The sequence below is a fragment of the Citrobacter sp. MGH 55 genome (assembly GCF_016906145.1).
In the GTDB taxonomy this organism is placed as follows: domain Bacteria; phylum Pseudomonadota; class Gammaproteobacteria; order Enterobacterales; family Enterobacteriaceae; genus Citrobacter_A; species Citrobacter_A amalonaticus.
The window spans coordinates 1,700,981-1,721,085 of record NZ_CP070239.1 but is presented as its reverse complement, the minus strand read 5'-3'; the positions used below and the strand labels follow the sequence as shown (position 1 = coordinate 1,721,085).

Here is a 20,105-nt window from a genome sequence, read left to right as displayed (position 1 = left end):
TAAAAATGAACGCGATCCGCGTTGAAAACGTCAGTAAAACCTTTGTGCTCCACCAGCAAAACGGCGTGCGCCTGCCGGTGCTGCAAAATGCCTCGCTGGAAGTCAAAAACGGTGAATGTGTCGTTCTACATGGCCATTCCGGCAGCGGAAAATCGACGCTGCTGCGTTCGCTGTATGCCAATTATCTGCCCGACGAGGGGCATATTCACATTCGCCATCACGACGAATGGGTGGATCTGGTGCACGCTCCGGCGCGCAAAGTGCGGGAAGTCCGCCGCGCCACGATAGGTTGGGTGAGCCAGTTTCTGCGGGTGATCCCACGGATCTCCGCGCTGGACGTAGTAATGCAGCCGCTGCTGGATCTCGGCGTACCGCGCGAGGCGTGCGCCGCCAAAGCCGCAAGCCTGTTGACCCGTCTGAACGTGCCGGAACGCTTGTGGCACCTCGCCCCATCAACCTTTTCCGGCGGTGAACAACAGCGCGTGAACATCGCGCGCGGATTTATCGTCGATTATCCGATTCTGTTACTCGACGAACCGACCGCGTCGCTGGATGCCAGAAACAGTGCCGCCGTGGTGGCGCTGATTGAAGAGGCGAAAGCGCGCGGTGCGGCCATTGTCGGCATTTTTCACGATCAAACTGTGCGCGACCGCGTAGCGGATCGTTTGCACCTGATGGGAACAACACCATGATTATCAATAATGTAAAGCTGGTGCTGGAAGATGAAGTGGTGCAGGGATCGCTGGAAATGCAGGATGGCGTGATTCGTGCGTTTGCGCAAAGTCAGAGCCGTCTTCCGCAAGCGCTGGACGGAGAAGGCGGCTGGCTGCTACCGGGGCTGATTGAGTTGCACACCGATAATCTCGACAAATTCTTTACCCCACGGCCGAAAGTGGACTGGCCCGCGCATTCCGCAATGAGCAGCCACGACGCGCTGATGGTCGCCAGCGGTATCACCACCGTGCTGGACGCGGTGGCGATTGGCGATGTCCGCGACGGCGGCGATCGTCTGGAAAACCTGGAGAAAATGATCAACGCCGTGGAGGAGACGCAAAAGCGTGGGGTGAACCGCGCCGAGCATCGCCTGCATCTGCGCTGCGAACTGCCGCACCACACCACGCTGCCGCTGTTCGAGAAGCTGGTCAGCCGCGAACCGGTTACGCTGGTTTCGCTGATGGATCACTCGCCGGGCCAGCGTCAGTTCGCCAACCGCGAGAAGTATCGTGAATATTATCAGGGTAAATATTCGCTGACCGATGAACAGATGACGCGTTACGAAGAGGAACAACTGGCCCTGGCGGCTCGCTGGTCGCAGCCCAACCGGACTGCCATCGCGCAACTGTGCCGCGAGCGCAACATTGCACTGGCAAGCCATGATGACGCCACCTCCGGGCATGTGCAGGAATCCCACCAGCTTGGCAGCGTGATCGCCGAATTTCCCACCACGTTTGAAGCCGCAGAAGCCTCGCGCCAGCACGGCATGAACGTACTGATGGGCGCACCGAACATTGTGCGCGGTGGCTCTCATTCCGGCAACGTCGCGGCGCACACGCTGGCAGAATTGGGATTGCTGGATATCCTCTCGTCAGATTACTACCCCGCCAGCCTGCTGGATGCCGCGTTTCGCGTTGCAGACGACGCGGCTAACCGTTTCACCCTGCCGCAGGCGATCCGCCTGGTGACCGCCAACCCGGCGCGGGCGCTCAGTCTCCGCGATCGCGGCGTAATCGCCGAAGGTAAGCGCGCCGATCTGGTACTGGCGCACCGTAAAGGCGATCACATCCACATCGACCACGTCTGGCGCCAGGGAAAGAGGGTGTTCTGAGTATGGGAAAACTGATCTGGCTGATGGGGCCGTCCGGCTCCGGGAAGGACAGTCTGCTGACCGCACTCCGTCAGCAAGAACATGCGCAACTCCTGGTGGCGCACCGTTATATCACTCGCGCGGCGAATGCCGGGAACGAAAATCATGTCGCCCTGAGCGAGCAAGAGTTTTTCACCCGCGCCGGACATAACCTGCTGGCGCTAAGCTGGCATGCTAACGGCTTTTATTATGGCGTCGGCGTGGAGATCGATCTCTGGCTTAACGGCGGCTTCGACGTGGTGGTCAACGGCTCACGCGCGCATCTTCCCCAGGCGCAGGCGCGCTACGGCACGGCACTGCTGCCGGTCTGCTTGCAGGTCTCCTCTACGATTTTGCGCCAGCGCTTACAGGTGCGCGGGAGGGAAAGCGAACCCGAGATCGCTGCGCGTCTCGAACGCGCCGCCCGCTACGCCCCGTTTGGCTGCCATACGCTCAATAACGACGGCAGTTTGCACCAGTCCGTCGATTCGCTGTTAACGTTAATGGGGCGCAAGGAGCCACGCCATGTCTGCCTGTGAACTTCGTCGCGCCACCGGACAAGACGCCGGGGCCGTGTACGCGCTCATCTGCGAACTGAAGCAAGCCCAGTTTGATTACCCGACCTTTTGCGCCGGATTCACCGCCAATTTGCAGGATGACCGACTGCGTTATCAGCTGGCGCTGCTTGAGGGCCAGGCGGTTGGACTCATTGGCCTGCATCTGCAGTATCATTTACACCACGCCAACTGGATTGGCGAGATTCAGGAACTGGTGGTGATGCCGCAGGCACGGGGTCTGAAAATCGGTAGCCAGTTACTGGCATGGGCAGAACAGGAAGCCCGCGAGGCAGGCGCAGAGATGACAGAGCTGTCCACCAGCGTGAAGCGTCATGACGCCCACCGTTTTTATCGGCGCGAAGGCTACGAACAAAGTCATTTTCGCTTCACAAAAGCATTGTGAGATACGTAGGCCGGATAAGCCGCTCGCGTCGCCATCCGGCACGATACGACAAGGGGAATCACGATGAGTCTGAGCATCACGCTAAGCGGCACCGGCGGTGCGCAAGGGGTACCCGCGTTTGGCTGCGACTGTGCAGCCTGTCGCCGCGCACGCCTGCAGGAACCGTATCGCCGACGCCCGTGTAGCGGCGTGGTCAAATTCAACGATACGGTGACGCTGCTGGATGCGGGCATACCGCACCTGATGGACGACTGGCCGGCGGGCAGCTTTCGACAGTTTTTACTCACCCATTATCATATGGATCACGTACAGGGATTGTTTCCGCTACGCTGGGGCGTCGGTGCGTCCATCCCGGTGTACGGCCCGCCGGACGAACAGGGGTGCGACGATCTGTTTAAGCATCCCGGCATTCTCGACTTTAGCCACACCGTCGAGCCGTTTGTGGTGTTTGAGTTACAAGGATTGCAGGTCACACCGCTACCGCTGAATCACTCAAAGCTGACGTTGGGTTATCTTCTGGAGACAGCGCACAGCCGCGTGGCATGGCTGTCTGACACCGCCGGACTGCCCGATAAAACGCTCACCTTTCTGCTCAACAATCAGCCACAAGTTATCGTCATCGACTGTAGCCATCCGCCACGTCCCCAACCGCCGTGCAATCACTGTGATTTAAATACGGTCATTGCGCTTAATGAAGTGATTCGCTGCCCGCAGGTGATCCTCACGCATATCAGCCACGCGTTCGATGTCTGGCTGATGGATAACCCGCTCCCGGACGGATTTGAAGCAGGCTATGACGGGATGCAGATTATGGTCGATTAACGCCCGTAATCCTCTTCCATTCGGCTTTCTTCATCTTCCAGTTGGCGGCGTTCACGATCGAGCTGGCGCTGACGTTCATCAAGCTGCCGTCTGCGATCCTCAAACTGACGGCGGCGATCATCATATTGTCTGCGGCGATCGTCGCTCATTTCGTTCTGCCACCTGTCGTCGCGCGAATCCTCGTAATCCCGCCCGCTATCGCTGTCAGGCTTATAAGCATCGTTGATCGCCTGCTGAATGTTGCCGATAGCATCATCAATGATATCGGCCTGTGCCGGCACGGTAGCCAGCGACAGCAGGCTGAATAAAAAGAGTGTCAGGGTGCGTTTCATAAAACCAGCCTCAAAAGGGGACGGTTTCTACGTTAGTTATCGCCCTGTGCGACGAGTAGCGGAGGAATCTCAATTTCGTATCGGGTTCCGCTACAGCTTGCGTCGGCACAACGCCAAATCGTCACGTCAAATATGACGACAGCCTGTTTTTCGTCAGGGTTTTGTCCAAAAATTATCCGTAATATCAGGGAAAGCCCCCAATTAAAATGTGGCATAAAAGATGCATACTCAGGTCGACAAGCGTGTATGCGCGATTTGATTAACTGGAGCGAGACCGATGAAAAAAGTCGTCACGGTTTGCCCGTATTGCGCATCAGGTTGCAAGATCAACCTGGTGGTCGATAACGGCAAAATCGTCCGGGCTGAGGCGGCGCAGGGGAAAACCAATCAGGGTACTCTGTGTCTGAAGGGCTATTACGGCTGGGATTTTATTAACGATACCCAGATCCTGACCCCGCGCCTGAAAACGCCTATGATTCGTCGCCAGCGTGGCGGCAAACTGGAATCAGTTTCCTGGGATGAAGCGCTGAATTACGTCGCCGAACGCCTGAGCGCCATCAAAGCGAAATACGGCCCTGATGCCATCCAGACGACCGGCTCGTCGCGCGGCACCGGGAATGAAACCAACTACATCATGCAAAAATTTGCGCGCGCCGTTATTGGTACCAATAACGTTGACTGCTGCGCTCGCGTCTGACACGGCCCATCGGTTGCAGGTCTGCACCAGTCGGTCGGTAACGGCGCAATGAGCAATGCCATTAACGAAATTGATAACACCGATTTAGTGTTTATCTTCGGTTACAACCCGGCGGATTCCCACCCGATTGTGGCGAATCACGTGATTAACGCTAAACGTAACGGGGCGAAAATTATCGTCTGCGATCCGCGCAAAATTGAAACCGCGCGCATTGCCGACATGCACATCGCACTGCGAAACGGCTCGAATATCGCACTGTTGAACGCGATGGGCCATGTCATTATTGAAGAAAATCTGTACGACCAGGCGTTTGTCGCCTCCCGTACGGAAGGTTTTGAAGAGTACCGCAAGATTGTCGAAGGCTATACGCCGGAGTCCGTCGAGGAGATAACCGGCGTTAGCGCGAGTGAAATTCGTCAGGCGGCGCGGATGTATGCCGGTGCGAAAAGCGCGACCATCCTGTGGGGCATGGGCGTCACCCAGTTCTATCAGGGTGTAGAAACCGTGCGTTCACTGACCAGCCTCGCGATGCTGACCGGCAACCTCGGTAAGCCCAGCGTGGGCGTTAACCCGGTACGTGGCCAGAACAACGTTCAGGGCGCGTGCGATATGGGTGCGCTGCCGGATACCTATCCGGGCTATCAGTATGTGAAAGATCCGGCTAACCGCGAGAAATTCGCCAAAGCCTGGGGCGTGGACAGCCTGCCTGCGCACACTGGCTATCGCATCAGCGAGCTGCCGCACCGTGCGGCGCATGGCGAAGTGCGTGCGGCGTACATTATGGGCGAAGATCCGTTGCAAACGGATGCGGAACTCTCCGCAGTGCGCAAAGGCTTTGAGGATCTGGAACTGGTCATTGTACAGGACATCTTTATGACCAAAACCGCATCGGCGGCAGATGTCATTTTACCGTCGACGTCGTGGGGCGAGCATGAAGGGGTCTTTACCGCTGCTGACCGTGGTTTCCAGCGCTTCTTTAAAGCCGTTGAGCCGAAGTGGGATCTGAAAACCGACTGGCAAATCATCAGTGAGATCGCCACCCGGATGGGGTATCCGATGCACTACAACAACACCCAGGAGATCTGGGATGAGTTGCGTCATCTGTGCCCGGATTTCTACGGGGCGACTTACGAGAAGATGGGCGAACTGGGCTACATCCAGTGGCCTTGCCGCGACACGTCAGACGCCGATCAGGGGACCTCATACCTCTTTAAAGAGAAGTTTGATACCCCGAACGGCATGGCACAGTTCTTCACCTGCGACTGGGTTGCGCCGATCGATAAACTCACCGACGAGTACCCGATGGTACTGTCGACGGTGCGTGAAGTCGGCCACTACTCCTGTCGTTCGATGACCGGAAACTGTGCGGCTCTGGCCGCGCTGGCCGACGAACCGGGCTATGCGCAAATCAACGCGGCCGATGCGGCGCGTCTGGGCATTGAAGATGAAGCGCTGGTGTGGGTTCACTCGCGAAAAGGCAAAATTATCACCCGCGCGCAGGTCAGCGAGCGCCCGAACAAAGGGGCTATCTATATGACCTACCAGTGGTGGATTGGTGCCTGTAACGAGCTGGTGACCGAGAACTTAAGCCCGATTACCAAAACGCCAGAGTACAAGTATTGCGCCGTGCGCGTGGAGCCGATTGCCAATCAGTCCGCCGCCGAGCAGTACGTGATTGATGAATATAACAAGCTGAAGGCTCGCCTGCGCGAAACCGCAATGGGCTAACCACAACGTTGATGCATCTCAACAGCCTCCACCCTGGAGGCTGTTTTTTTATCCATACGATCTCTTTATACTGTCCATTCCGTACCCTAATTAAAACTTAATAATGAAACCACTTCTTGCATTGATGTTATTGATGACATTCTTTGCCCGTGCTGCCGATCCTGAGCCTGGAAGCCAGTATTTGCAGGCCGCAGAGGCAGGTGACAAACGCGCGCAATATTACCTTGCTGACAGCTGGTTTAGCTTCGGCGATTTAAGCAAAGCCGAATACTGGGCACAGAAATCCGCCGACAATGGCGATGCGGACGCCTGTGCGCTGCTGGCGCAGATTAAAATCACTAATCCGGTCAGTCTGGATTACCCGGAAGCAAAAATGCTGGCGGAGAAGGCCGCCCGGGCGGGCAGTAAAGCGGGCGAAATTACGCTGGCACGCATTCTGGTGAATACGCAGGCCGGTAAAACCGATTACCCCAAAGCCATCTCCCTGCTGCAAAACGCCTCTGAAAATCTGGAGAGTGATGTGGCCGTAGATGCACAAATGCTGCTCGGTTTGATTTACGCCAACGGCGTCGGGATTCAGGCTGATGATGATAAAGCGACCTGGTACTTCAAACGCAGTTCCGCCATCTCTCGCACCGGGTATTCCGAATACTGGGCGGGAATGATGTTTCTGAACGGCGAACAGGGCTTTATTGAGAAGAATAAACAGAAGGCGCTGCACTGGTTGAATCTGAGCTGTACCGAAGGTTTCGATACTGGCTGCGAAGAGTTTGACCGATTAACGAACGGCTGACTCAGATTACCTGATGGCGCTTTGCTTATCAGGCCTACAAGCGATGTTGACTCGTAGGCCGGATAAGGCGCAGCGCCATCCGGCAGACCGTTTACCGTTACTGGGCGGTCTTATCAAATTTCCCCAGCATTTCGCGCTCGTAGGCCTGCGCTTTTTTGCGGTCAAATTTGTGTTCCCACTTGGCAATCACCAGCACCGCCAGCGCATTACCCACCACGTTCAGCGCCGTACGCGCCATGTCGAGAATACGGTCGACCCCGGCGATAAAGGCCAGGCCTTCCAGCGGGATGCCCACGCTACCAAGCGTTGCCAGCAGTACCACGAAGGAGACGCCCGGCACACCAGCAATCCCTTTCGATGTCACCATCAGCGTCAGCACCAGCACGATTTCCTGCCACAGCGACAGGTCGATACCGTACAACTGCGCGATGAAGATCGCCGCAATACTCTGGTACAGGGTCGAGCCATCGAGGTTAAACGAGTAGCCGGTCGGCACCACAAAACTGGTGATCGAGGCTGGCGCACCGTAGGCTTCCATCTTCTCGATAATTCGCGGCAGTACGCTTTCAGAGCTGGCGGTGGAATACGCCAGAATCAATTCATCTTTCAGAATGCGGATCAGGATCCAGATACTCAGTCCGCAAATACGCGCGACGATACCCAGCACCACCAGCGCGAAGAACAGGATCGCGAAGTGAACCAACAGCACCAGCTTCGCCAACGGCCACAGCGAGGCAAAACCGAAGTTCGCCACGGTCACGGCGATCAGCGCGAATACCCCGACGGGTGCATAGCGCATGACCATGTGCGTCACTTTAAACATGGTTTCGGAAATGGAGCGGAACACCGTCACCAGCGGCTCACGATGTGTTGCCGGTAGCGAGGAAAGCCCCAGACCAAACAGCACCGAGAAGAAGATGATTGGCAGCATGTCGCCTTTCGCCATCGAAGCAACGATGTTTGTCGGGACCAGCGACAGAATGGTGCCCATCAGGCCATGCGCGTGGCTTTGCACCTCTGCCGTCGTGTTCTGGTATTTCGAAATGTCCACGGTCGCCAGTTGCGACATATCAATGCCGGAACCCGGCTGGAAGACGTTCGCCAGCGTAATCCCGAGGATAATGGCAATCGTCGTGATCACTTCGAAATAGAGAATGGTTTTCGCGCCGATACGTCCCAGTTGTTTCGCATCGCCGACACCGGCAATCCCGACAATCAGCGTGGAGATCACAATCGGCACGACGATCATTTTAATCAGATGGATAAAGATATCCCCTGCCGGAGAGAGCAGGTTTGCAATCAGCCACTCGCGGCTGTCGCTGTGATAATGCAGATAACTGCCGAGTAAAATGCCCAGCACCATGGCAATCAGGATCTGCCAGGCCAGACTGAGTTTAAAACTTTTCATAACGACGAACTTCCTCAATGGAACGCCACTCCTGTTCATCGCGCAGGAATGGATACATACTGAAAGGGTATGAATTGTGTTGCGTTGGTTAGTAGAGTTTTTTAACGCTATACCCTAAATAGTCCGAGTTGCAGGAAGCCAACACACCTGCAGCTTGAAGTATGACGGGTGTATAATCAGTACCATTTGCAGGGCATCTTGCGCAACCCTTTAAGAACAGGGCTTTTCGCTGAAATAATGCATAATAACGCGAATTTATCGGGTTTATATTGCATAACTATTTGTTATGGAAAGATTTTTAAATCTGCGTTTTTGAATTATAACCGTCATGAATTATTTTGGCGGCGAGGTTCATTTGCCTGTTTTTTAAACAGATAAATCGCGCAAAATCACAAATCTATTTCTGTCGGTTCTGTAATAACTTTGCCATATTTATCGAGTCTATCAGCTGCGCACGATTCACCCGCGGCGAATTCAAATCCAGGACTTTTTGCCACTGCAAAATCGCCTGTTTGTAATCCGCCTGCATAAATGCATCCGACGCCAGTAGCATCAGCGCAGTCACTTCCCCGGCATCCAGTGCCAGCGCCTTATCAATCATCTCGCGGGTCGCCGGCGTCATGTGCTGCCCGGCCTGGTAGTAGAGCACGGTCGCCAGCGCCGAATAGATCTCCGCATTCTCTCCACGGTTACGCAGCGCCTGACCATAAGCCAGCAGCGCATTATCGTAATCATTGCGCCACAGATAATACTCGCCGAGGAGCGCCCACTTTTCGCTGTCCTGGGGGTTGGCGCGAATCTGTTTTTGCAGGGCTATCAGTTGGGCCTCCGGCGTCGCGGTTTCTGCGAATTCATGCAGCGGATCGGCCAGTCGTCGTTGTTCGTCTCGCACGGCCTGCCATTTCGGCGACAGCAGATAGCCGCACAGACAGACGATGACCATCAGCACTGCCGCCAGAGTCAGTCGTCTGACAGGCATCGGGCGTGACGGTTCAGGTTGTCTCATCGTTGCCCCCTTTTCGCCTGCTGACGCGCCACAAAATCCCTACAACCAGCAGCAACAGCAGGCACGGTAATGCCCACAGCAGCAGCGTCTGCCCGGTGAGCGGCGGGTTATAGCGGACAAAATCACCATACCGCGCGGTCATCCAGGCGGTGATTTCAGCTTCATCTTTCCCTTCTGCCACCATCGTATAGACCTGGTGGCGCATGCTGACCGCAACCGGCGCATTGGATTCCAGCAAGTTTTGATTCTGGCACTGCGGACAGCGAAGCTGGCTGGCAATCGACAACGCCTTTTCCTGCTGCTGCGGGTTCTCAAAAGCCCAGGTATCAACCACCTGAGCGTGAGCGGAAAAGGAGATAACCAGCAGTAAGATAAACGCAATGATGGTGCCTGATGACGCTGCGCTTATCAGGCCTGCGCCGTGCTTAAACCATGCGCCGCCATCCGGCAATCCCCCCGACAAAAACCGCGGTTCATTACGCATCGCGCTTTCTCCCACGCCAGCCGCTGAGCAGCGCCCCGGCAATCATCAACAGCCCCCCGCCCCAAATCCAGCGCACGCCGCTTTGCACATACAGGCGCAGGGCATACCGCTCCTCGCCCGTTTTTTCACCCATCACCGCATACCAGTCATGAAGCAGATCCCAGTGAATGCCAGGTTCCATCATTTGCTGGCGACGGGCGGAATAAAAGCGCCGCTCGGGCGTCATGCTACCTATTCGTTTCTCGCCCTGCCACAGCGTAATAAGTGCCTTTTCGGTGGTGTAGTTCCCTTTCGCGGCCAGATCCAGCCGTTCAAAGCGGAAGGTGTACCCCGCCAGTTCAACCTGCTGACCTGGGCTCAGGTTAAGGCTTACCTCCTGACGACTGCCGCTGGAGAAGAGAATCCCCGCGGCAAAAACCAGCACACCTGCGTGCGCCAGCAGCGCCGGAAGCTGGCGGTGTACGGCCCTCTTCCGGCTTCTGACCATCGCTGTCACGATCACCACCAACATCAGCAAGCCAAACGGCAAGGTGGCGCGGTTAAAATAGGGCGCGCCAACGGAGAGTCGTCCCCAGCCCAGCAGGCCATAAATCATCGGGTAGAGCGTTCCAATCAGTACGATCAGCAGCACCGCGCAAAAGAGCAGCAGCGCTGCCAAAATCAGCATTTCGCGTGACCAGCCGCTCAGACGAACGGCCTGTTGGTTAGCCCGCGCGCGCCAGCCGTACAAGCCGAGCGCGGCCAGACTCAGAATGGCAAAGAGGGCAAACAGCGGCACGGCGCGCACATTATCCAGCGCAAAAGCGTGTACAGAAACGAGAATACCGGAACGGACAATCAGCGTGCCCAGCAAAGAGAGGATAAGCGTAACAATGGCCAGCAGTAGCGACCAGTGGCGAAAAATGCCGCGTTCACGCGACACATACAGGCTGTGCAGCAGCGCACTGGCAGAAAGCCAGGGTAATAAAGACGCGTTTTCCACCGGGTCCCAGAACCACCAGCCGCCCCACCCCAGTTCGCAATAGGCCCACCATGAACCGAGAATGATGCCAAGCGTCAGCGCACACCAACCGGGCAGCACCCAGCGCCAGCACACCCAGGCGGTCAACGTCGTGAAATCACCGCGCAGCAATGACGCCAGCGCCACTCCGGCAGCGACCATCAGGCCGCCGTACCCCAGATACAGCAATGGCGGATGCAGGATCAGCCCCAGATGTTGCAGCATCGGGTTGAGATCGCGCCCTTCTATCGCTGGCGGAAAGATACGGACAAACGGATCGGACCAGAACACCACAAACAGCAGCAGCAATGCGGTGATCGCCGAGAGTACGCCGAGTGTGAAGGGAAACAGAGGATCAGATTCGCGGCGATAACGCCAGGCAAACAGCGCGCTCCAGCCGGACAGAAATAACACCCACAGCAGCAGAGATCCTTCGTGACCGCCCCACACCGCCGCCAGCTTGAGTCCCCACGACAACAGGCTGTGACTATGTTGGGCCACATAGATAACGGAGAAATCGCTGGTCAGAAAGCAGAACACCAGAATCAAGAAGGCGAGCAGCAGGCACGCAAATTGCGCCCAGACGCCCACGCTCGCCAGACGCATTACGCTCTGCCAGCGCTGGCGTTCACCTGCCAGTACGGCAAGCGGGGTCAACACGTTGACCCCGAGGCTGAATAACAGTGCCAGAAAACCGGCTTCAGGAAGGAGTACGTCCAGAAATCACCTTTCCCTCACAGCCATGCTTATGCAACCGTGAGCTGTCCAGCATAAAGAATGAAAAAGCGCAGTAACAGCACGCCCGTCAGGCTGGCACCACAGACCGCCAGCACACCATGAAACGTCGAACCGCGGTTGGCCCAGGGTTTCAGTAACATGGGAACGATCAGTCCCAGCCCCGCGACGCCGAGCCAGAACCACCAGGTCCAGAAGCCGCCACCCAGCGCCGCCGACAGCGCGCGCATTTTGCCGTCATCGCCCAGAGCCAGCCCCACAAAGAAGGCGACCAGCAGGAAGATCTCCAGCCACACCACCGGGGTTTCCACGCGGTGAATAAAATGCGCCTCGGTACTGTGCGGATTACCACGCTGACGTAATGCCATCGCAATCAGCGCCACCGCCGCACCGGAGGAGATCCCGGAAAACAGGAACAGCACCGGCAGGATCGGGTTATTCAGGAACGGATACGATTTCAGCACCGAAAGCAGGAAACCGGTGTAGGCACCCAGCAGCACCGCCAGTACCAACATTAGCGTTTCGAGTCCACGGTTGAACGGCGTTAACAGCGTCAACACTTTCTGCACCAGTCCCAGACGGGGGAACCAACGCTGTTGCAGAGCCATCACCTCTTTTTGAAAGATGATGGCCAGCCACAGAATCAGCACCACCATATAAAGCTGGAATAGCAGAACCCCCATCGACATCACCGACGTAAAGCTATAGTGGAACATCAGCTTCCAGAAGGTCCAGGGACGCGTCAGGTGGAAGATCAGAATCAGCAGGCCGAGAATAATCGCCCCCGGCCCCACGACCAGCGTGGTACGCAGCAGCGTACTGTCCGCTCCACCCGCCTCCGGATGGTAACGGCGCAGCAGGATTGACAGCGTCACCAGTCCGGCAGAGATGCCGATCAGAAACAGATAGATGGCGATGGGCCAGTCCCACACCAGCGATTCAAAGTGGAAAGCAGATGCGTTTGTCATTGGCTCACCTCCCCATATTTAAAGGGAACGCGGTAGACCTTCGGTTTGGTACCCAGCGCCAACTTGTAGCGATAGGTGGTTTTCTGCCGCAGCAGCCGGGAAATATCGCTGTCAGGATCGTCCAGATTACCAAACGTCAGCGCCTTCGTCGGGCAAGACTCGACGCAGGCAGGCAGTTTGCCCGCTTTCAGATTGGTTTTACGGCAAAAATCGCATTTATCCGCTGTTTTCGTGACCGGATGGATAAAGCGCACGCGGTACGGACACGCGGCGATGCAGTACTGACAGCCGACGCAGAGATCCGGGTTCACATCCACGATGCCATTCGCGGCATCGCGATACGACGCCCCGGTCGGGCAGACGTCAACGCACGGCGCGTGATCGCAGTGCTGGCACGAATGGCGGAAGAAGCGGTACTTCACATCCGGAAACGTGCCCAGCGGTTCACTGCGAATGATGGTCAGTCGCGACACGCCTTCCGGCACGTTGTTGACTTCCCGACAGGCATCCATACAGGCGGTACAGCCGATGCATAATGATTCATCATGCACCATGCCGTATCGCACGCCGTTGATATTCAACGTTTTCGCCACCACGCGTCCTGCAGTACCGCTGACGGCCACCAGCGCGCCGACGCCGGTGATGAACTGGCGACGAGAGCAACTCATGGATGCTCCTTAAGCAAGGGCACAGACGCCGGATTAAAGTTCGGGTTGTTACGCTGATCGCTGTGGCAATCGACGCAAATCTTAACTCGTCCTTTATCGCTTAACGTCTGCATCGTGTCTTGCTTCGGATGCAGCGAATGACAACTGGCGCAGGCCACTTTAGTCACGTGGACATCGTGCGGCCAGAACGCTTTTTGCAACTGTTCAGGCAAGTGGCAGGACAGACAAACGCTGTTCTGCTGCTCCACGTTGTACATCGGCTCGTTAAAGCGCATCACATCCTTCGCCCCTTCACGGTGCTGAGGCGATGGCTTGCCATGACAGTTAGTACAGGTGACCGGCAGTTTATTGTTCGGATTGGTCACGGACGCATGCTTACCATGCATCCCTTCGGTATCCGGCTTGTGACAGTCCAGACACGCGGCATCCGGGCTACGCTGTGGCGTCACCTCCCAGCGTTCCGATTCCTGCGGCGTTGGCGTGGCGGTTATTCCACTCAGGCTCCATAACAGACCTGACGCCAGCACCCCAGCAGTTAATAACGAACGTAATACGCTCATATTCACTCCGTTGAGTTATCCGCCCCTTGCGAGGCGGAATGGGGTTATTGGCTTAACAAACCGTTTTTACGCGCCTGTTCTTCCCACTGCGGGATCACCGTTTTGATAAAGTCCTGTTTATCGGCGTTAATCTGCTGCATATTCAGACCAATGGCCGCCTGAGCTTTCTCTTTGGTGGAGATATCCGGAATTGCGATTTCATGGGTGATGCCTTTGGTTGCCAACAGACGCGCCAGCTTAGTCCGCGCATCGGCGGCTTTGTCCATCGCGATACCTAACATCCGCAGACCTTCTTCCGGGGCGTGCATATGGATACCGTGAGAGGCAATGGCCAGATCCCAGCGCCACTGCGCGTGACGGATATCGCTCAGAATCGGCTTCATTTCCGCTTCCGTTGCTCCCGCATCCCAGGCCGCTTTCGCTTCGAAGTGCGCACGAACCAGTTGATCTTCAACTTTGATTTTCAGCCCATTGATTGCCTTCTTACGCTCAGCGACCACGTTTTGCAGAGAGGCTTTGTCCTGGGTATGGCAGTTCGCACAGGTTTGCGGGAAGTTGTCGAACGGATTGCCAATCTTATGATCGGTATAGAGTTTTCCTTCGGCGTTCTGCACTTTCGGCATATGACAGTCAATACAGGTCACATTGTTTTTGCCGTGAATACCCACGCTCCAGGTTTCATATTCCGGATGCTGTGCTTTCAGCATCGGCGCTTTTGACAGCGAGTTGGTCCAGTCAGAGAAGGTAATGGCGTCATAGTATTTCTCCATGTCTTCGACTTTCATGCCGTCATCCCACGGGAACTTCACGGCTTTGTCTTTGCCGTCAAAATAATATTCAACGTGGCATTGCCCGCAAACCATCGACTGCTGGTCGAAACGACCGGCTTTATCGAAAGGCTTACCGATGGTCTCCATCGCACGTTCCGCATACGGACGAGACAACGTCAGCTCAGGTTTACCTTTCGCAAAGTCAGGTGACGCCGTGTTATGGCAGTCGCCGCAGCCCAGGTTATTCACGATTTCCGGGCCGCCGCGCGCCCATTTGCCGTGGAAGTAGCCGTCTTCGCCATCTTTCTGGATCAAACGCGCCACGTCCGGGCTTTTACAGCTCCAGCAGGCCATTGGCAATGGACCGTCTTCAGCATTTTTTGGGGCACCGGTACGTAAGGTTTCACGCACGTCGGTCACCGCATAGGCGTGCCCACGCGGTTTGTTGTAATCACGGGAGAACGGATATCCCGCCCACAAGATTACCAGACGGGGATCTTCCGCTAACGCGTCTTCGCGTTTTGATTGCTCTGAAGTCGCTTTCCATGAGAGGTATTGATCGGGATGCTGAGGGGCGAAGACTTCATTCTTCGCTTCAACGGTTACTGATTTTGCGGGTTCGGGCGTTTGCTCAGCATAAACCGCAGAAATGAAAAACAGCGGTACGATCAGGCTGAAGAAACGACGTGCGCGTAGTGTAATCCTTGCCATAGAGGTCTCATCCAGATTGCGCCATTGCGTTCAATGACGGTTCTTTTTTATTCTATCCATGACGATAACCACACACACCGCCATGACATTGCCCTAATCTAGATGTAACAAAAAAACCACACTCAAAATGTTGTCTTTAATCAATTGTAAGTGTATGTAAAATACCACTTTAGAGTTAGTCAAGCCGTTTTTTCTCTACTCCTTTCCTCTTTTTCGACCTCGATCACCGTTCGTGAATAATTAACATAACCCTCTGTAACGGAAAGATTTTACCAACTTTTGTTGGTTTCCTTCAAAAAACGTATTGCCGTTAATTTGCACAATTCCTGTATTGCGTGATCTGTCGCGCAAAAGCTAAACAAAACTGTCAAAGCCCCTACATTTAACGTTTGTGAGACATATTATTAACATCCTACAAGGAGAACAAAAGCCATGAGCCAAATTCACAAACACGCTATTCCCGCAAACATTGCGGATCGTTGCCTGATAAATCCGGAGCAGTACGAAGCGAAGTATCAACAATCTATTAACGAGCCAGATACCTTCTGGGGCGAGCAGGGAAAAATTCTCGACTGGATCACGCCGTACCAGAAAGTGAAGAACACCTCTTTCGCGCCGGGCAATGTCTCCATTAAATGGTATGAGGACGGCACGCTGAACCTGGCGGCCAACTGTCTCGACCGCCACCTGCAGGAAAATGGCGAACGCACCGCCATCATCTGGGAAGGCGATGACGCCTCGCAGAGCAAACATATTAGCTATCGCGAACTGCATCGCGATGTCTGCCGTTTCGCCAATACGCTGCAGGATCTGGGGATTAAAAAAGGCGATGTGGTGGCGATCTATATGCCAATGGTGCCAGAGGCCGCCGTCGCGATGCTGGCCTGCGCCCGCATTGGTGCCATACATTCGGTGATCTTCGGCGGTTTCTCGCCGGAAGCGGTCGCCGGTCGCATCATTGATTCCAGTTCGAAGCTGGTGATTACCGCTGATGAAGGCGTGCGCGCCGGTCGCAGCATTCCGCTGAAGAAAAACGTCGACGATGCGCTGAAAAACCCGAACGTGAAAACCATCGAGCATGTGGTTGTACTCAAGCGCACCGGCGGCAACATCGAGTGGCAGGAAGGTCGCGACCTGTGGTGGAGCGATCTGATTGAAAAAGCCAGCCCTGAGCATCAACCCGCAGAGATGAACGCCGAAGATCCGCTGTTCATCCTCTATACCTCGGGCTCCACCGGTAAACCGAAGGGCGTGTTGCACACCACCGGCGGCTATCTGGTATATGCCGCAACGACCTTTAAATATGTGTTTGATTACCATCCGGGCGATATCTACTGGTGCACCGCCGATGTGGGTTGGGTTACCGGACATAGCTACCTGCTGTATGGGCCGTTGGCCTGCGGCGCTACCACGCTGATGTTTGAAGGCGTGCCGAACTGGCCGACGCCGGCGCGCATGAGCCAGGTGGTGGATAAGCATAAGGTCAATATTCTCTACACCGCGCCGACGGCGATCCGCGCCCTGATGGCGGAAGGCGATAAGGCGATTGAGGGCACTGACCGCTCATCGCTGCGCATTCTGGGATCTGTTGGCGAGCCGATCAACCCGGAAGCGTGGGAGTGGTACTGGAAAAAGATCGGTAACGAAAAATGCCCGGTGGTGGATACCTGGTGGCAGACCGAAACCGGTGGCTTCATGATCACCCCGCTGCCGGGCGCAACCGAACTGAAAGCGGGTTCCGCTACCCGCCCGTTCTTCGGCGTGCAGCCGGCGCTGGTGGATAACGAAGGCCATCCGCAGGAAGGGGCCACCGAAGGCAACCTGGTGATCACCGATTCCTGGCCTGGACAGGCGCGTACGCTGTTCGGCGATCATGAACGCTTTGAGCAAACCTACTTCTCAACCTTTAAAAACATGTACTTCAGCGGCGATGGCGCGCGTCGTGACGAAGACGGTTACTACTGGATCACCGGGCGCGTTGACGACGTGCTGAACGTCTCCGGTCACCGTCTGGGCACGGCGGAAATTGAATCCGCGCTGGTGGCGCATCCGAAGATTGCCGAAGCGGCGGTGGTCGGCATTCCGCATAACATCAAGGGCCAGGCGATTTATGCCTATGTGACGCTGAATCACGGCGAAGAGCCGTCGCCTGAACTGTACGCCGACGTGCGCAACTGGGTACGTAAAGAGATTGGCCCGCTGGCGACGCCAGACGTGCTGCACTGGACCGACTCACTACCAAAAACCCGTTCCGGCAAAATCATGCGCCGTATTTTGCGCAAGATCGCGGCGGGCGATACCAGCAATCTGGGCGATACCTCGACGCTCGCCGATCCTGGCGTGGTAGAGAAGCTGCTCGAAGAGAAGCAGGCCATCGCGATGCCATCATAACAAAAAGATGCCGGATGGCGTTACGCTGATCCGGCCTACGCCCCTACAAGTTCTGACCCTACCCTCTCTTCATTGGGAGGGGAAATATAAAAACCTCCCCAAAGGATTTCGTGTCACAGGAAGACGGCAAGCGAGCACATCTCCGGTCACATCGTTCACTATGTGACTGGGGTGGGCAAGTGCGGCCAACGCATCTGTGGCGTGAAAGACTCAGGGGGCCTCTGGAGACTCTGTGATGAATGACACCATTTATCAGCGGATAGAAGACAGTGCGCGTTTCAGGGAATTAGTTGAAAAAAGGCAACGGTTTGCCACGATACTGTCGATCATCATGCTGGTGGTCTATATCAGCTTTATTCTACTGATTGCTTTTGCGCCTGGCTGGCTGGGAACCCCGCTTCATGAGGGAACCAGCGTCACCCGGGGTATTCCGATTGGCGTGGGGGTGATTCTGATCTCTTTCGTTCTGACCGGCATCTACATCTGGCGGGCGAACGGCGAATTTGACCGTCTGAACAAGGCAGTACTGCACGAGGTTAACGCATTATGAAGCGAGTCCTGACGGCGCTTGCCGCCACACTACCCTTCGCGGCCAACGCGGCGGATGCCATTAGCGGTGCAGTACAACGCCAGCCAACCAACTGGCAGGCGATTGTCATGTTTCTGATTTTCGTTGTGTTTACGCTGGGTATTACGTACTGGGCCTCTAAACGCGTACGTTCACGCAGCGACTACTATACGGCGGGCGGAAATATCACCGGCTTCCAGAACGGACTGGCAATTGCGGGCGATTACATGTCGGCGGCGTCGTTCCTCGGGATCTCCGCACTGGTGTTTACCTCCGGCTATGACGGGTTGATCTACTCGCTGGGCTTCCTCGTCGGCTGGCCGATCATCCTGTTCCTGATCGCCGAGCGTCTGCGTAACCTCGGTCGCTATACCTTTGCCGATGTGGCCTCTTATCGCCTGAAACAAGGCCCGATCCGTATTCTGTCGGCCTGCGGTTCGCTGGTGGTGGTTGCCCTTTATCTGATTGCACAAATGGTCGGTGCGGGCAAACTGATTGAACTGCTGTTCGGCCTGAACTACCACATTGCGGTGGTGCTGGTCGGTGTGCTGATGATGATGTACGTGCTGTTCGGCGGCATGCTGGCAACCACGTGGGTGCAGATCATCAAAGCCGTGCTGCTACTGTTCGGCGCCAGCTTTATGGCCTTTATGGTGATGAAGCACGTCGGCTTTAGCTTCAATAACCTGTTCACCGAAGCGATGGCGGTTCACCCGAAAGGCTCTGCGATTATGAGCCCAGGCGGGTTGGTGAAAGACCCAATCTCCGCGCTCTCACTGGGGCTCGGCCTGATGTTTGGTACGGCAGGCCTGCCGCACATCCTGATGCGTTTCTTCACGGTAAGCGATGCCCGCGAAGCGCGTAAGAGCGTGTTCTATGCCACCGGTTTTATGGGTTATTTCTACATCCTGACCTTCATCATCGGCTTTGGCGCCATCATGCTGGTCGGTGCCAATCCGGCGTATAAAGACGCGGCGGGCGCATTGATTGGCGGGAACAACATGGCGGCGGTACATCTGGCGAATGCGGTGGGTGGTAACCTGTTCCTCGGCTTTATTTCCGCCGTGGCGTTCGCCACCATTCTGGCGGTCGTCGCTGGCCTGACGCTGGCGGGAGCATCTGCGGTTTCTCACGATCTGTATGCAAACGTGTTCCGTAAAGGGGCGACCGAACGTGAAGAGTTGCGGGTGTCGAAAATCACCGTGCTGGTGCTGGGCGTGATTGCGATTATTCTCGGCGTGCTGTTCGAGAATCAGAACATCGCTTTCATGGTGGGTCTGGCGTTTGCTATCGCCGCGAGCTGCAACTTCCCGATCATCCTGCTTTCCATGTACTGGTCGAAGCTGACCACGCGTGGCGCGATGATGGGCGGCTGGTTGGGTCTGCTGACGGCCGTCGTGCTGATGGTTCTTGGCCCCACCATTTGGGTACAAATCCTCGGCCACGAAAAAGCTATCTTCCCGTATGAATACCCGGCGCTGTTCTCCATTACCGTGGCATTCCTGGGGATCTGGTTCTTCTCTGCCACGGATAACTCGGCAGAAGGGAATCGCGAGCGTGAGCAGTTCCGTGCTCAGTTTATCCGTTCCCAGACGGGCTTCGGCGTCGAACAAGGCCGCGCCCACTAATCGACACGCTTTTCCCCGGTCACGCTGACCGGG

Annotated in this window: 18 protein-coding genes and 1 pseudogene; 10 read left to right on the top strand and 9 right to left on the bottom strand. The window is 56.0% G+C overall.

Annotated elements, in window-relative coordinates:
- Positions 1-5: 5 nt before the first annotated feature.
- The 5 genes from phnL to phnP all read left to right on the top strand — a co-directional run bounded on the left by phnL (position 6) and on the right by phnP (position 3,625).
- A complete protein-coding gene (gene phnL / locus JTI98_RS07060; RefSeq protein WP_054176713.1) occupies positions 6-692 on the top strand; it encodes a phosphonate C-P lyase system protein PhnL in 687 nt (228 codons plus the stop codon).
- Positions 689-1,825 (top strand): alpha-D-ribose 1-methylphosphonate 5-triphosphate diphosphatase, encoded by a 1,137-nt coding sequence (gene phnM, locus JTI98_RS07055; protein WP_044328957.1) that lies wholly within the window; start codon positions 689-691, stop codon positions 1,823-1,825. The genes phnL and phnM overlap by 4 nt, the downstream gene beginning before the upstream one ends.
- A 2-nt stretch (positions 1,826-1,827) precedes the next feature.
- A complete protein-coding gene (gene phnN / locus JTI98_RS07050; protein WP_216082074.1) occupies positions 1,828-2,382 on the top strand; it encodes a ribose 1,5-bisphosphokinase in 555 nt (184 codons plus the stop codon).
- Positions 2,369-2,803: an aminoalkylphosphonate N-acetyltransferase gene (gene phnO, locus JTI98_RS07045; RefSeq protein WP_044257341.1), complete on the top strand. Its 435-nt coding sequence runs from the start codon at positions 2,369-2,371 to the stop codon at positions 2,801-2,803. Before phnN ends, phnO begins: the two co-directional genes overlap by 14 nt.
- A 63-nt stretch (positions 2,804-2,866) precedes the next feature.
- Complete coding sequence (phnP, locus tag JTI98_RS07040; protein ID WP_046401387.1) at positions 2,867-3,625, top strand: phosphonate metabolism protein PhnP; 759 nt, start codon at positions 2,867-2,869, stop codon at positions 3,623-3,625.
- On the opposite strand, the gene yjdP is transcribed toward phnP, so the two are convergent.
- Positions 3,622-3,957 carry a DDRRRQL repeat protein YjdP gene (gene yjdP / locus JTI98_RS07035; RefSeq protein ID WP_042999071.1) on the bottom strand — a complete coding sequence of 112 codons (336 nt, stop codon included), beginning with the start codon at positions 3,955-3,957 and terminating at the stop codon, positions 3,622-3,624. The two genes, phnP and yjdP, sit on opposite strands and share 4 nt — an antisense overlap.
- Positions 3,958-4,234: 277 nt before the next feature.
- Between yjdP and fdhF the strand changes: the two genes are divergently transcribed.
- Together fdhF and yjcO are read left to right on the top strand one after the other, a co-directional pair.
- Positions 4,235-6,382 carry a formate dehydrogenase subunit alpha gene (gene fdhF / locus JTI98_RS07030; RefSeq protein ID WP_080343192.1) on the top strand — a complete coding sequence of 716 codons (2,148 nt, stop codon included), beginning with the start codon at positions 4,235-4,237 and terminating at the stop codon, positions 6,380-6,382.
- A gap of 103 nt (positions 6,383-6,485) precedes the next feature.
- Positions 6,486-7,175 (top strand): Sel1 family TPR-like repeat protein YjcO, encoded by a 690-nt coding sequence (gene yjcO / locus JTI98_RS07025; RefSeq protein ID WP_042999069.1) that lies wholly within the window; start codon positions 6,486-6,488, stop codon positions 7,173-7,175.
- Between the two features lie 97 nt (positions 7,176-7,272).
- Here yjcO and gltP read toward each other — a convergent pair whose 3' ends face one another.
- The 8 genes and pseudogenes from gltP to nrfA form a co-directional block, all read right to left on the bottom strand.
- Positions 7,273-8,583 (bottom strand): glutamate/aspartate:proton symporter GltP, encoded by a 1,311-nt coding sequence (gltP, locus tag JTI98_RS07020; RefSeq protein WP_044326576.1) that lies wholly within the window; start codon positions 8,581-8,583, stop codon positions 7,273-7,275.
- Between the two features lie 397 nt (positions 8,584-8,980).
- Positions 8,981-9,589 (bottom strand): heme lyase NrfEFG subunit NrfG, encoded by a 609-nt coding sequence (gene nrfG, locus JTI98_RS07015; RefSeq protein ID WP_187251340.1) that lies wholly within the window; start codon positions 9,587-9,589, stop codon positions 8,981-8,983.
- The gene (nrfF, locus tag JTI98_RS21390; RefSeq protein ID WP_371811927.1) at positions 9,576-10,040 is read right to left on the bottom strand and encodes a heme lyase NrfEFG subunit NrfF; all 465 of its coding nucleotides are present in this window, start codon (positions 10,038-10,040) and stop codon (positions 9,576-9,578) included. The genes nrfG and nrfF overlap by 14 nt, the downstream gene beginning before the upstream one ends.
- Positions 10,022-11,793, bottom strand: a pseudogene (locus JTI98_RS07005) (heme lyase CcmF/NrfE family subunit); the annotation flags it as partial. The gene nrfF and the pseudogene JTI98_RS07005, both read right to left, overlap by 19 nt.
- Before the next feature lie 26 nt (positions 11,794-11,819).
- Positions 11,820-12,776 carry a cytochrome c nitrite reductase subunit NrfD gene (nrfD, locus tag JTI98_RS07000; protein WP_044326579.1) on the bottom strand — a complete coding sequence of 319 codons (957 nt, stop codon included), beginning with the start codon at positions 12,774-12,776 and terminating at the stop codon, positions 11,820-11,822.
- Entirely contained in the window at positions 12,773-13,444 is a 672-nt protein-coding gene (nrfC, locus tag JTI98_RS06995; RefSeq protein ID WP_042999063.1) for a cytochrome c nitrite reductase Fe-S protein, read from the bottom strand. The genes nrfD and nrfC overlap by 4 nt, the downstream gene beginning before the upstream one ends.
- Positions 13,441-14,004, bottom strand: coding sequence for a cytochrome c nitrite reductase pentaheme subunit (gene nrfB / locus JTI98_RS06990; protein ID WP_042999062.1), 564 nt, complete (start codon positions 14,002-14,004; stop codon positions 13,441-13,443). Before nrfB ends, nrfC begins: the two co-directional genes overlap by 4 nt.
- A 44-nt stretch (positions 14,005-14,048) precedes the next feature.
- A complete protein-coding gene (gene nrfA / locus JTI98_RS06985; RefSeq protein WP_042999061.1) occupies positions 14,049-15,485 on the bottom strand; it encodes an ammonia-forming nitrite reductase cytochrome c552 subunit in 1,437 nt (478 codons plus the stop codon).
- Between the two features lie 432 nt (positions 15,486-15,917).
- Between nrfA and acs the strand changes: the two genes are divergently transcribed.
- From acs to actP, 3 genes are all read left to right on the top strand, one after another.
- A complete protein-coding gene (gene acs, locus JTI98_RS06980) occupies positions 15,918-17,876 on the top strand; it encodes an acetate--CoA ligase (RefSeq protein ID WP_044257356.1) in 1,959 nt (652 codons plus the stop codon).
- A gap of 235 nt (positions 17,877-18,111) precedes the next feature.
- Positions 18,112-18,426, top strand: coding sequence for a DUF485 domain-containing protein (locus JTI98_RS06975; protein WP_042999058.1), 315 nt, complete (start codon positions 18,112-18,114; stop codon positions 18,424-18,426).
- Entirely contained in the window at positions 18,423-20,072 is a 1,650-nt protein-coding gene (gene actP, locus JTI98_RS06970; RefSeq protein WP_044326718.1) for a cation/acetate symporter ActP, read from the top strand. The genes JTI98_RS06975 and actP overlap by 4 nt, the downstream gene beginning before the upstream one ends.
- The last annotated feature ends 33 nt before the right edge of the window (positions 20,073-20,105 follow it).